The following is a 12,827-nucleotide window of genomic DNA, read 5'->3' as shown; positions in this document are numbered from 1 at the left end:
GAAGGACCGGGCGACGGCGTTCGTCTCATCGGGTCAGGTCTTGGTGGGGCCACGCGCCGCGTCGAAATCCCACGACTGCTCCGGCGTGGTGTCGCCGACGCGGTGGGTCGCCCGCCACAGGCCGGCGCACGGCCCCGCGCGTCGACGTGGCTGCTCCTTCAGCTCACTGCGGGGAGGGCCAGGTCCCACAGCCGGTCCGCGGCGGTGGGGTCGACCGACCACCTGGCGACGCCCGCCATGACGTCGGGGCCCCCGTCGACGACCTCGGCTTCCTGATTGTCCTCGAAGTACCGCCCGGTCACACCGTGGAGGAACGGTGACGCAGCCAGCAGTACCGTGGTCGCGGCGCCCTGGGCCGGGGTCTTGTAGTAGTCGGGGGTGAGCAGGTTTCCGTCCGTGTCCATGGCGCCGACGGCCTGCATGGTCGCCTTGTCGAGGTGGCGGGTCAGGTTGGTGTGGATCCATCCCGGCGCGCAGGCGTTGGCGGTGATGCCGTGCTCGGCCCATCGACGGCTGATACCGACGGCGAGCAGCACGTCGGCCGTCTTCGACTGTGCGTAGGCGGCGAACGGGACGTAGGGGCGTCGCTCGAACTGCGGGTCGTCGAAATCGAATCCCGCCCGGAGCTGGGCGCCGGAGCTGACCACGACCACACGGGGCCGCTCGGCCGCCTGAAGAGCGGTGCGCAGGCCGACGGCGAGGGCGAAGTGGCCGAGGTAGTTGGTGGAGAGCTGCATCTCCCAGCCCAGTGCGTCGACCTGACGGGTCGGGAGCATCATCACGCCGGCGTTGGCGACGAGGCCGTCGAGCGGCCCGGTCCAGGCATCGCAGAAGGCTCGAACGGACGCCAGGTCGGCAAGGTCGAGTGCGACGGCCCGTGTTCCCGGGAACTCCTCGACGAGTGGCTCGGCGTCAGCGGGGTTGCGTGTGGCGACGGTCACCTGCGCTCCCGCGCCGGCGAGGGCGCGTACCGTCTCGACGCCGAGGCCGGAGGATCCTCCCGTGACGATCATCCGGCGCCCGCTCAGATCGACCCCGGCGAGTATCTCGGCGGCGGTGGCGCGCGTTCCGAACGGTGTGGTGGTCAGCGTCATACCTGTGCCCTGTCTTCGGAAGGGGATGGCGGGATCACCATACAACATGTGCACACATGACGATCGGCACGAGAAGCACACACACGTGTGAACATGTTCACTCACACGTTCTATGGCTTGGGCGGAGGAGCAGGTGTGCGGCGCGTGGTCAGGTCACCTGCTGCCTTCGGCGGTCACGTCGTCCCGTGCGGAGCGCCTGGTGGGATCAGACGGTGATGGTCTTGTACTCGGTGTAGGTGCCGAGGCCGACCGCACCGTACTCGCGGCCGATCCCGCTGGCCTTGAATCCGCCGAACGGGCCGTCGAACGCGACGGATGCGCCGTTGACGGTGACGGTACCGGTGCGGATCCGGCGGGCGACCGCCAGGGCGTGTTCCTCGTCGGAGGACCAGACGCCGCCGGAGAGGCCGTACTCGGACTCGTTGGCGATGCGGACGGCCTCGTCCTCGTCCTCGTACGCGATGACGACCAGGACGGGCCCGAAGATCTCCTCCTGTGCGATGCGCATCGCGTTGTCGACGTCGGCGAAGACGGTGGGGGTGACGTAGTTGCCCTTCTCCAGGCCTTCGGGGACGTGCGGGCCGCCGGTGACCAGGCGGGCGCCCTCGTCGATGCCGAGCTGGATGTAGTTGCGCACCCGCTCCTGCTGGTCGGGGCGGATCATCGGGCCGATGAACGTGTCGGGGTCGTTCGGGTCACCGACCTTCAGCGACTCCACCATGTCCTTCAGCGCGGTCACGACCTCCTCGTACCGACTGCGGGGGGCCAGGATCCTGGTCTGCGCGATGCACGACTCGCCGTTGTTGAGCAGGGAGCCGAACTTCAGGCCCGCCACGGCCCTGGCGATGTCGGCGTCGGGCAGGATGACGGCGGCGGACTTGCCGCCCAGCTCAAGGCTGACGCGCTTGAGCTGCTCCCCTGCGATGGCGGCGATGCGGCGGCCGGCCCGGGTCGAACCAGTGAAGGCGATCTTGTCGACCTCCTTGTGGGAGATCAGGTACTCGCTGGTCTCCCGGTCCGCGGCGAGGACGCTGATCACGCCCTCGGGCAGGCCCGCCTGCTCCAGCAACTCGGCGAGGAATCCCATGCTCAGCGAGTTCTCCGGGGACACCTTGAGGACCACGGAGTTACCGGCGAGCAGAGCGGGGATGATCTTCGAAGTGGCCGACGAGAACGGCGAGTTCCACGGAATCACCGCGGCCACCACGCCGACCGCCTCACGGCGCACCACGCTGCGCACCGGGGAGGTGGGGTCGGAGGGCACCAGTGTCTCCTCCCAAGCGAACTCTTCCGCCGCCTTCAGGTAGGCGTTCGCCTGCCGGGTGAGACCGGGCTGTCCGGCACGGGTGAACCAACCGGCCGACCCGTTCTCCAGCGAGATCAGGTGCGCGATCTTCTGCGCGTTCTTCTCGCGCAGCGCGTCGAACCGCCGCAGGACGGCGATCCGCTCCGCCGGCGAGGTCTGCAACCACTCGCCCGCCTCGAAGGACGCCCGTGCCGCGACGACCGCGCGGTCGATGTCCGCGGGCCGCGCCTGAGCGGCGCGACCGACCACCGACCTGTCGTGCGGCGAGGCGATGTCCAGCAGCTCCGGGTTGCTCGGCTCAACCCAGGAACCCCCGATGAAAAGCCGGTCGTAGGTGATCATGCGTCTTCTCTCTTCCGGTGGTCGGTCGTGGCGTGCTGTGCGGTGGTTCAGGCAGCCGGGACGGCGCCCTCGGGCGGGACGGCCTCTGTGGCAGGGGCGGGCGCCGTGGCCCCGGGCTTCCGGGGGGCTTGGGGAAGACGGCGAGGAGGATGCCGGCGGCGCCGTAGACCGAGCCGAACATCCCCTGGTGGCGGCCGCGTTCGGCCGGGGTGACGATGTCACCGACCAGGGCGAAAGTCAGCACGATCATGCCGCCGCCGTCGACGCGAGGAGGTAGGCGGCGCCGACCCGTGCGATGTCGTCGGATCCGTTCAGCTCCCGGGCCGTCCGGGGCAGTGCGGTGGAGACGATCGTCCGGTCGAGGGCCGCAAGCAGGACCGCGAGGAGCAATGCGCTCATAGCGGCCGCCACCTCGCCTGCCCAGGGGATGCAGACCATGATGATTTCGACATAGGAGTAGCTCTTTTCCTAAGAACCGCAACACTAATGTAGCACTTGTTGGATTTTCCTCAACATGTCAGTGGCTTTAGATGCCGCAGTCTCGACATTTCCTGGCTAGACTCGGGGCGGTGAGAGCCGATGCAGCACGCAATCTGGAAGCCGTCCTGACCACCGGAGCACGCATGCTCGCCGCCGACCCCGGCGCGAGCATCGCCGGCATCGCCGCCGAGGCAGGCGTGGACCGGAGCACCGTCTACCGGCGCTTCGCCTCCCGCGAGGACCTCCTCGCGGCCATCTACGAAGCCCGCCTCACGGCCATCGAAGGAGCCATCGAGGACGCACGGCTCCGTGAAGCGCCTGTCGCCGTCGCCCTGCACCGCTACGTAGAGAACATCATCGCCGTCAACCGCACTTGGCCCGTCGATCTCGCCCGCATGCTCGCGGACGACACCGTCCACGCACGCCGCGACGCCGCCGTCCGCGAAGTCGACGCCTTCCTCCAACGCGCAACCGACGAAGGACTGTTGCGCACCGGCCTTCCCCAAGGATGGGCAAGCGCCCTGCTGCCCGCGCTCATGAACCTGGTGGCCCGGCAGAGCGACGAGCTGGGCCCCGGCCAGGCGGCCGACATCGTCGTCGACACGTTTCTGAACGGCATCGGAACATCCTGACACGGCGACCTTCCCTCAGGGACGCATATCTCCGTGTGTCTCCAGGGGCGAACGCCGCGGAAGGCAGCTGTGCGCCAAGAACACTTTCGGCCATCCCAGGTGGCGGGGTTCCGTGGGGACATCTAGTGTTGCCTCGCGGCAGCGCAGGGTGGGGCACGCCATGGCACAGCCACGGTGCAGGGGACGGCACGGAGCGTACGAACGGCGCCGGCCGAGGGGGCAACCGTCCCGCGGCGAGAGGGAGAACGACGACGTTCCCTCGCCGTCACGCCTGGCCGGATCCGTGCACGCGAACCGCGTGGCATGCGAGCCGGGCCGGTTCAACGGGGAAGGAAGTAGGGGACGATGGAGTCGATCGACGGGGCGATGGTCGGCCGCGAACGCGAGCAGTCGGTGCTGTCCGAGCTCGTGGCAGCCACCGGAGGCCGGGCCCTCGTCCTGCGCGGCGACGCGGGTGTGGGCAAGAGTGCCCTGCTTGACCACGTCGCCGGTCTCGCCGAGGGCGGGGAGCACCGAGTGATCAGGGCGGCCGGGGTCGAGGCCGAGTCGGAGCTGCCGTTCGCCGGCCTGCACCAGTTCCTGTACCCGCTGCTCTCGTCCATCGACCAGCTCGACGGCAGCCACCGAAAGGTGTTCGACGTCGTCTTCGGCAGGGGCGAGAACTCGCCTCCTTCGGTCATGACCCTCGGCATCGCCGTCCTCGACCTCCTCTCCCTCGCGGCGTCGCAGAAACCGCTGCTGCTGGTACTCGACGACGGCCAGTGGTTCGACACCTCCAGCACCGAGGTGTGCGGATTCGTGGGGCGCCGGCTCACCGGCAGCTCGGTGAAGCTCGTCGTCGGCCTGCGTGCCGGCGTGCCATCGGGCTTCGACACCGCCGCGCTTCCGGAACTTGCGGTGACCGCGCTGTCGGGGAAGGCGTCGGAACAACTCCTCGGCATGCACCACCCGGAGCTGGACTCCCGGATCCGCCGTCTGATTCTGGACGAGGCCCAAGGCAACCCGCTGGCCCTGCTGGAGCTGCCGTCGTACGTGCGCGGCACCCGGACGGGGCACACGCCCGAGGCACTGTTCGGGTACGCCGGCATCCCGCTGCCCCAACGTCTCCAGCAGGTGTACGGCGCCCGGATCGAAGCCCTCGGCGAGGATGTCCGCGCGGCGCTGCTGCACGGTGCTCTGGACGGTGTCGGCGCTGGTGCGGCGACCGGCCCCACGGGCAGCGCCCGTTACCGCATGACGGATGCCCACGAGGCGGTGACGGCCGGTCTGCTGGACATCGACGCGCTGAGCGGCGACTTCGTGTTCCGGCATCCGCTGGTGCGTTCGACCGTGGTCCAGATGGCGACGCCCAACGAAAGGCGTGCCGCCCACGCGGCCCTCGCCCGGGTGCACCACGACGACATCGAGCGGCGGGCCACGCATCTGGCGGCCTCGACGGTCGATCCGGACGAGGAGGTGGCGGCCGTCCTGGAGAGGGCGGCGGACTCCGCGACCCGGCGTGGCGGCGCACTGGCCGCCATCACATGGCTGACCCGCGCCGCGGAGCTGAGCGAGAGCCGTGAGGAGAGGTCCCGGAGGCTGGGCAGCGCGGCGTACATCGCCGGGCACTCCGGCCGGCTGGAACACGCGCAGCAGTTGCTCCGCTCGGGCACCGGTTCCGGTACCGACGCCTCCCCGGACTCGGTGGTCGCGTCGGGCTACGTCGCGTTCTTCGAGGGCGGTGACATCCGGTCCGCGCAGCGGCAGGTCTTCGCGGCGATCGAGGGCATGCGCGACAGCGGGCCGCGGGAACCGGACGAGGTGCTCACCCGTCTTGTCGACCTGCTGCTGGCCATCGACCAGTACGCGAGTGACGAGGTCTGGTGGGAACGGACCCACGAGCTGCTCGACTCACTGGGCGATCTGGTGCACCCGTACTCACGCATCTACCAGGACGCCTGGGGCGACGTGGTGCGTCGCGGCGCCGGTGTGCGGGAGCGGGTGGAACGCGCCTACGCCGGCCTCCACCTGGAACCGTGGGACATCACGCGGCTCGGTGCCGCCTCCTACCACGTGGACACCCTCAGCCAGTACCGGCCGCTGCTGCAGCGCGCTGCGGACCGCGAGCTGGAGACGGGGGCCGTGGGCGACGTCATGACGATGCTGCACCTGATCATGCTCGACCAGATCGCGGTCGGCGAGTGGGACGAGGCCGAGCTGACCGGCCGGCATTGCCTGGAGCTGACGACGGCGCACGCCCACGGTCTGCTCGTTTACCACACCCATGCGTATGTGGGCTTGTTGGCCGCTCTGCGCGGCCGGGTCGACGAGGCCCGGGAACTGCAGGCCGTGGTCGACGCCTGGGCCCGTCCCCGTGGCGTCGGATTCCTCACGCAGATCGCCGACGCCATCGGCACCGCCGCCGCGCTCTCCGAAGGCGACTACGAAGCCGCCTACCTCCATGCCATCGGCCTGACTTCCCCCGGCTCCTTCTCCCCCTACGCCCACCAGGCGTCCCGAACCCTCCTCGATCTCGTGGAAGCGGCCCTCCACACCGGCCGCGCCGAACAGGCCCGCAGACACGCCCTCGCCGCCCAGGAAGCGGGCCTCCCCGACATCTCCCCCCGCCTGGCGCTCATCACCTACGGCGCCCTCGCCATGACCGCCACCGATCCCGCCGAAGCCGACGCCCTGTACGACCGCGCCGAATCCCATCCCGCCGGTGCCGTCTTCCCCTTCGAACTCGCCCGCATCCGACTCGCGCGCGGCATCCGTCATCGCCACACCCACGGGCGCAAAGCGGCACGACGGCCCCTGGCCCTGGCGGCGGAGGCCTTCGAACGGCTCGGGGCGACGACCTGGACGGAACGGGCCCGGGCCGAGCTCCGCGCCACCGGCACTCCCACCGTCGCCTCCTCGACACACCTCACCCCGCTGACCTGGCAGGAGCGCCGGATCGCGGACCTCGCTGCCAGCGGCCTCACCAACAAGGAAATCGGCGCACGCATGCATTTGTCGCCACGCACCGTCAGCTCACACCTGTACCGCGTGTTCCCCAAGCTCGGCATCACCGCGCGCGCCGCCCTCCGCGACGCGCTGGGCAAGCTGCCCGACGGCCAGAACATGTGACGTGGCGGCCGGCGGGCGGGGCTCCACAGGATTCTCCTTGCGGCCGCGCGCGTTCAGACCGCGGTGGGGTGCGTGCGGAGGCCGCGTTCCTCCAGCCAGCAGAGCACGTAGTCGGCGACGACTCTCCATCCGTTGTCGATGACCAGGGAGTGGCCGCGGTCCGCGAACTGCTTCAGGTCGGTCACGGCCGTCGAGTCGCCGTACTTCTTGTACACCGCACGCGTGACGGCGTCGGGCACCAGCCGGTCCTCCTGCCCGGATATCAGAAGCAGGGGGCCGCGGTGCGCGTTGCCGACGTGCGCCACAGCACTGCCCACCCCGCCCGCGGCCCCGATTTCGCCGACCAGACGGCGGGGTGCCGGCACGACATAGCGCTCGAAGAGCCGGTACGACTCCTCTGCCGCGACCGTGTTCGCGAAGTCGCGGTGGAACCGCTGCGGAGACAGGGTCACCAACGGGTCGGCGCCTGCCTGGCCAGGGGTCCACAACCGGGCTGAGGAGGGGGGCAGCGGGATGTCGTCGATCGGGGCCGGTGCGATGGCCACCGCGGCTCGGCCGATGTCGGCTCCGATGAGACGCTGCGCGATGAGGCCGCCGACCGAGTGGCCGACGACCACTGGCGCAATCTCAAACGACCGCACGATTTCCGCGTAGTGGGCCGTCAGCGTGTCCAGGCCGATGCCTGCGAACGTCTCGGACGACGTGCGCGTCTCCCCGGAGGCGACTTCCCCGGGCCAACCCGGTGTGAAGGTGAGGAACCCCCGGCCGTCGAAGCGCTCCGCCCATGACTCCCAGGAGAGCGTGTGCAGCCAGGTGCCATGGATGAAGACGACGGGAGTGTGGTTCACGGATGGCCCCTCTGCGCATGACGATCAGCCGGCGCTGACACGCCGACGACGGTTTCAGAATCGTTCAGGCGCGGATCGGAGGCGACAGTCGAATGACTTAATGCTGATCGCCCACAGCGCCCGAGCACACCCGGAAGAGCGCTCCGGACGAGGGCGTGGACAGGGGAAGCGTTCCGGTCGGCAGGTGTCCCTCGCTGCCCCTTCGCCGTCGAAGTCGGCCGAACTCGGCGGTCATATGACTTACGCGTGGCGCTCCAGCGCGCACGAGAGTGGGCTCGGCCAGTCTCCCGTCGCAGAGAGAGATCCCCACATCATGAGCGGTGACCGACCAGGTGTACAGGTACGTCGAGCGGTGCCGGAGGGCTGCTTCGAGTTGAGCTTGGACATCGAGCGCGTGTTGAGCCTCTCTGCCCGACAGCCCATCAGGGCCGAGTTCCGGTTCTCGCCGGAGGCCCCCCTGGTCGTGTGCGTGGAGTTCCTCGTCCAGGGCGGCACGCGTGTGCTGTGGCGGATCGGCCGCGACCTCCTTCGGCAGGGACTGCGCTCTGCGAGCGGCTTCGGTGACGTGCGGATGTGGCCGTCGCAGTCCAGGGAGCCGGTCACCGCATGGCTGCAGCTGACCGCCAGGGACACGGCGGCCCTGTTCGAGATACCCGCACGCCCGCTTGCGGAGTGGCTGGAGTACACCTATGAGCTCGTTCCGGCCGGTCGCGAGCTCGCCACGATCGACTGGGCCGCCACCTCCGAGGACCTGCTTCGGAGCCCCAAGGCACAGCCCGAGTGATCACCGGGGGCAGGATGCCCGCCGACGGCTCGGCGACCGAGGGCGCCGAGCGCCGCGACGCGGCGGGTGCGCAGGAGAACTCGTCTGTCGATCACTGGGTCCCCCTGACGGACCGGGCGGGAGGGGGCGTACGAGCACGGAGCCGGTGGCTGCCTGGACAGCGGAGGACTCGGCATCGACCCCGGCCGCCCAGGCGGGCGACGTGTCCGCTCCGGCCCTGCTTGTTGGACCGGCACCGGCCCGCGATGCGCGCGGTGGCGGTCAGCCTGCTGGGGCCGGGCCCGGACGGGGACGACATCGTGCAGGACGCGGCTCTGGTGGGGCTGCGCCACATCGTGGACGTCCGCGGTCCTCAGCCCGTGGGCCGTGGCTGCGCATGGTGGTACGCAACGGCTGCCGGGCCCTGCCGAGGGCTTCCCGCCGCGTCGAGTCCGTGGATGAGGTACCGCTGCCGCCGGACCTTGTCACGCCCGAGCAGGTGCTGCAGAGCCGCGCGCTGCGGGACTGGATCCGGGCGGCGGTCGAGACGCTGTCGCCGACTCTGCGCCTGCCGGTCGTTCTGAGGTACTTCTCCACCGGGATCACGTCGTACCAGCAGATCGCCGAAGCATGCGCGGTTCCCGTCGGCACCGTGCGCAGTCGGCTGAGCCAGGCCCGTACCAAGCCGGCCCTCGCCCTGGAGACGACCACGGCCACGGCGCACGAGGATGTGGCGCGCCGTGCGGAGGCCGGTTGGCACGAGGTGTGGGACACCCTCTCTGCGGCCGAGCTCGGGGAGTTCGGCAAGGTGGTCAGGGACCGCTACTCCCCCGACGTCTCCCTGCCGACCGGCAAGCGGCTCGGCGGTGCCCGTCTGCTCCTGGCCGGCATGGACAGCGATCTCTCGGCGGGTGTGCGGCAGCGCCCGCTGCACATCGTGGCCGGCCGCTCTCTGGTCGTCCGGGAGATGGAACTGATCAACCCGCGGGACGATCCGTACCGCTGTCCTCCGGGTGTCGCGTGGATCATGACGCCCGACAGCGGTCGCGTCAGCAGGATCTCGCTCCATCACGCGCCCCGTCCGGAGCAGCGGTCCGCGCCTGCGGCGGTCTGGTCCCGTTCCGCGGGCAGGCGGCTGCCTCAGTCTAATGACCCGGCCTTCGGTGTGTGCGGGTCCCGGTCTTCCTGCTTGTGCCGCACCGTCATCTGACTGATGTTTCCGCTTTGGACGCGCGCCAGAGTGGGTCCGGTTGCCAGCCGGTCACCGGAAACGCACGACGGAGGAATCCACATGATCAACAGGCGTATCTTCAGCAAGGCCGTCGGCCTGGGCACCGGCGCGGCGGCGGTCTCGCTGACCGGCCTGCAGACCGACGCGTTCGCCGCGACCGCCTCGCACGGGCACGGCGGCACACAGGTTCCCTCGGTGCCGAGCACCACCCCCTGCACACACACCGAATTCCGGAGGTACAAGCAGGTCAAGGCCGGTGTCCTCGACATCGGTTACGCCGAGGCCGGCCCCTCGCACGGCCCGGTCGTGCTCTGCCTGCACGGCTGGCCGTACGACATCCACAGCTTCGTCGACGTCGCCCCGCTCCTCGCCGACCTGGGTTACCGCGTCATCGTTCCCTATCTGCGCGGCCACGGCAGCACCCGCTTCCTGTCGGGTCGTACTCCCCGCACGGCCGAGCAGTCCGCCATCGCGCTCGACATCATCGCCCTGATGGACGCCCTGAAGATCGACAAGGCCGTCCTGGCCGGCTTCGACTGGGGCTCGCGCACCGCGGACATCATCGCCGCGCTGTGGCCCGAGCGCGTCAAGGCCCTTGTCTCCACCGGCGGATACCTCATCACCAACCGCAAAGCACAGCTGGAGCCGGCCGCGGCCGCCGTCGAGCACAACTGGTGGTACCAGTGGTACTTCGCCACCGACCGCGGCAAGAAGGCGATGGAGAACGAGGAGGACCGCATCGCGCTGTGCCGGTTCGTGTGGACGCTCGTCTCCCCCAACTGGAACTTCGACGACGCCACCTACGCACGCACCGCCGAGGCCTTCAAGAACCCCGACTACGCCGCCATCGTCCTGTTCAACTACCGTTGGCGCATCGGTCTGGTCGATGGCGAGGCCCGCTACGACCGCTACGAGAAGCAGCTCGCCGCCCGGCCCCCCATCCACGTCCCCACGCTCACGCTCGACGCCGCCCTGGACCCCTTCACCCCGCCCGGCGACGGCTCGGTCTATCGCGACCGTTTCACCGGTCCCTACGCGCACCGCACCGTCGCGGACATCGGCCACAACCTGCCGCAGGAGGCACCCAGCACCTTCGCCCAAGCCGTGGTCGACGCGGATCACCTCTGAGCCTCGCGACGGGTGTGCGCGTCGGGCACGTCCGGCTCCTCGGGTGGCTGCCCGGGTGGCGAGCCCGGGGAAGAGGGAGCCCCGATGCCGGCCGGCTGTGCGGACGCACCGGCGGACGTCCTCGTGCGGGAGCCGTGCGCGAAGAGGGCGACAGCGCACGGTCGTCGCGATGAACCGGTGTGCACCGGGTCACGCCCGTGCGGTCGGGAGGAGCGTGCTCCTCCCGACCGCACGGGCGTTCAGGACGCTTCGCGCCTGGGCAGGCGCCAGTTCGGGCGCGGGAAGTGGCAGGTGTAGCCGTCCGGATAGCGCTGGAGGTAGTTCTGGTGCTCCGGCTCGGCCTCCCAGAACGGACCGGCCGGCTCGACCTCGGTCACGACCGGCCCCGGCCACAGTCCGGATGCCTCGACGTCAGCGATGGTCTCCTGAGCGACGCGCCGCTGCTCGTCGTCGGCGTAGTAGATGGCGGAGCGGTAGCTGAGCCCCACGTCGTTGCCCTGGCGATTCCTCGTGGTGGGGTCGTGGATCTGGAAGAAGTACTCCAGGATCGTGCGGTAGTCGGTGACCGAGGGGTCGAAGGCGATCTCGATCGACTCCGCGTGCCTCCCGTGGTCGCGGTAGGTGGGACGGGGCTTGTCGTCGTCGCCGGTGTAACCCACCCGGGTGCGCACCACTCCGGGAAGCGACCGGATCAGCTCCTCCATGCCCCAGAAACACCCACCTGCCAGCAGCGCCCTCTCCTCCGAGATGTCACTCATTCCACTCGCCTTTCCGTGCGTGCGTGTCCACAGGTACCGGCGCGCCTCGCACGCGCGACCTGAACCCCACCATCATAGTCACCCTCTTGACAGGTGACGACCAACCTGACAGATTGCGTCACCAGTCAGAGCGGTGACGCAGATCGGCGAGGCCGATCCGTCTCCGTTGCCGAAACACCTGAAGGGGAAATGCCGTGGTGAGCATCAAGAGTGGACGCAAGCGACTGGCGACCGGTGCGGCCGCATCGCTCACAGCGGGGCTCGCGCTCGGCGCGTTCGCCCTCGGCGGCACCGCCAACGGTGCGGCCGAGGCCGCCGATGCCGGGAGGCACACCAAGCCCACGATCATCCTGGAGCACGGCGCCTTCGCCGACGGCTCCAGCTGGAACGGCGTCATCGAGGAGCTGCGCGCCGACGGCTACCCCGTCATCGCCGCAGCCAACCCGCTGCGCGGACCGGCGCCCGACGCCGCCGCCCTGCGCACGGTCCTCGACCACGTAAAGGGCCCCAAGGTCCTCGTAGGACACTCCTACGGCGGCAACGTGATCAGCCAGGCCGCCACCGACGACCCCGAGGTCAAGGCCCTCGTCTACGTCGCCGCATTCCTCCCCGCCCCCGGCGAGAGCGCCCTCGAACTCACCAACAAGTTCCCGGGCTCCACTCTCCCCGGCACCCTCGACCCGGTGACCTATCGGCAGGCCGACGGCTCCCCCGCCACCGACCTGTACATCCAGCAGGACAAGTTCCACCAGCAGTTCGCCGCCGACGTCCCCGCAGAGCAGGCCGCTCTCATGGCCGCCGCGCAGCGCCCGATCGCCCAGGCCGCCCTCGGGGAACAGGCCACCACGGCCGCCTGGAAGACGAAGCCCACGTGGGACATCGTCACCACCCGCGACCTCAACATCCCGGCGGACGCACAGCGCTTCATGGCCGAGCGCGCCCACGCCCGCACCACCGAGATCGCCGCCTCGCACTCGGTCGCCGTCTCCCACCCCCACCTCGTCGCCGACGTCATCGAGCGGGCCGCCCGCGCCACCGTCCACTGACGCCCCGCCCGGGGGCGGGGCGTCAGTGGACGGTGGCGCGGGCGGCCCGCTCGATGACGTCGGCGACGAGGTGGGGGTGGGAGACGGCGAC

Annotated in this window: 11 protein-coding genes; 6 read left to right on the top strand and 5 right to left on the bottom strand. The window is 70.1% G+C overall.

What is annotated here, in order from left to right:
- Nucleotides 1-158: 158 nt before the first annotated feature.
- From CCN56_RS17910 to CCN56_RS44615, 3 genes are all read right to left on the bottom strand, one after another.
- The gene (locus CCN56_RS17910; RefSeq protein ID WP_086828039.1) at nucleotides 159-1,094 is read right to left on the bottom strand and encodes an SDR family NAD(P)-dependent oxidoreductase; all 936 of its coding nucleotides are present in this window, start codon (nucleotides 1,092-1,094) and stop codon (nucleotides 159-161) included.
- A 205-nt stretch (nucleotides 1,095-1,299) separates the two neighbouring features.
- Nucleotides 1,300-2,742 carry an aldehyde dehydrogenase gene (locus CCN56_RS17905; protein WP_086828038.1) on the bottom strand — a complete coding sequence of 481 codons (1,443 nt, stop codon included), beginning with the start codon at nucleotides 2,740-2,742 and terminating at the stop codon, nucleotides 1,300-1,302.
- 246 nt (nucleotides 2,743-2,988) lie between these two features.
- Nucleotides 2,989-3,141 carry a hypothetical protein gene (locus tag CCN56_RS44615; RefSeq protein WP_256962019.1) on the bottom strand — a complete coding sequence of 51 codons (153 nt, stop codon included), beginning with the start codon at nucleotides 3,139-3,141 and terminating at the stop codon, nucleotides 2,989-2,991.
- 224 nt (nucleotides 3,142-3,365) lie between these two features.
- Here CCN56_RS44615 and CCN56_RS17895 point away from each other — a divergent pair, with 224 nt between their 5' ends.
- Nucleotides 3,366-3,854 (top strand): TetR/AcrR family transcriptional regulator, encoded by a 489-nt coding sequence (locus tag CCN56_RS17895; RefSeq protein ID WP_086828036.1) that lies wholly within the window; start codon nucleotides 3,366-3,368, stop codon nucleotides 3,852-3,854.
- Between the two features lie 345 nt (nucleotides 3,855-4,199).
- Nucleotides 4,200-6,962, top strand: coding sequence for a LuxR family transcriptional regulator (locus tag CCN56_RS17890; protein ID WP_086828035.1), 2,763 nt, complete (start codon nucleotides 4,200-4,202; stop codon nucleotides 6,960-6,962).
- 53 nt (nucleotides 6,963-7,015) lie between these two features.
- Here CCN56_RS17890 and CCN56_RS17885 read toward each other — a convergent pair whose 3' ends face one another.
- Nucleotides 7,016-7,810, bottom strand: coding sequence for an alpha/beta hydrolase (locus CCN56_RS17885; protein WP_086828033.1), 795 nt, complete (start codon nucleotides 7,808-7,810; stop codon nucleotides 7,016-7,018).
- 394 nt (nucleotides 7,811-8,204) lie between these two features.
- Here CCN56_RS17885 and CCN56_RS17880 point away from each other — a divergent pair, with 394 nt between their 5' ends.
- The 3 genes from CCN56_RS17880 to CCN56_RS17870 all read left to right on the top strand — a co-directional run bounded on the left by CCN56_RS17880 (nucleotide 8,205) and on the right by CCN56_RS17870 (nucleotide 10,932).
- The gene (locus CCN56_RS17880; protein WP_256962018.1) at nucleotides 8,205-8,594 is read left to right on the top strand and encodes an SsgA family sporulation/cell division regulator; all 390 of its coding nucleotides are present in this window, start codon (nucleotides 8,205-8,207) and stop codon (nucleotides 8,592-8,594) included.
- Nucleotides 8,595-9,027: 433 nt separating this feature from the next.
- Nucleotides 9,028-9,783: an RNA polymerase sigma factor gene (locus CCN56_RS17875; protein ID WP_306300610.1), complete on the top strand. Its 756-nt coding sequence runs from the start codon at nucleotides 9,028-9,030 to the stop codon at nucleotides 9,781-9,783.
- Between the two features lie 81 nt (nucleotides 9,784-9,864).
- Nucleotides 9,865-10,932 carry an alpha/beta fold hydrolase gene (locus tag CCN56_RS17870; protein WP_086828032.1) on the top strand — a complete coding sequence of 356 codons (1,068 nt, stop codon included), beginning with the start codon at nucleotides 9,865-9,867 and terminating at the stop codon, nucleotides 10,930-10,932.
- A 239-nt stretch (nucleotides 10,933-11,171) separates the two neighbouring features.
- On the opposite strand, the gene msrA is transcribed toward CCN56_RS17870, so the two are convergent.
- Nucleotides 11,172-11,690 carry a peptide-methionine (S)-S-oxide reductase MsrA gene (gene msrA / locus CCN56_RS17865; protein WP_086828030.1) on the bottom strand — a complete coding sequence of 173 codons (519 nt, stop codon included), beginning with the start codon at nucleotides 11,688-11,690 and terminating at the stop codon, nucleotides 11,172-11,174.
- Nucleotides 11,691-11,884: 194 nt separating this feature from the next.
- On the opposite strand from msrA, the gene CCN56_RS17860 reads away from it, so the two are divergent.
- Complete coding sequence (locus CCN56_RS17860; RefSeq protein WP_086828028.1) at nucleotides 11,885-12,736, top strand: alpha/beta fold hydrolase; 852 nt, start codon at nucleotides 11,885-11,887, stop codon at nucleotides 12,734-12,736.
- The last annotated feature ends 91 nt before the right edge of the window (nucleotides 12,737-12,827 follow it).

The organism is Streptomyces sp. NRRL B-24572, from assembly GCF_002156145.1.
GTDB lineage: Bacteria > Actinomycetota > Actinomycetes > Streptomycetales > Streptomycetaceae > Streptomyces > Streptomyces vietnamensis.
The sequence above is the reverse complement of the archived record's forward strand: the minus strand, read 5'-3'. Positions and strand labels throughout refer to the sequence as shown.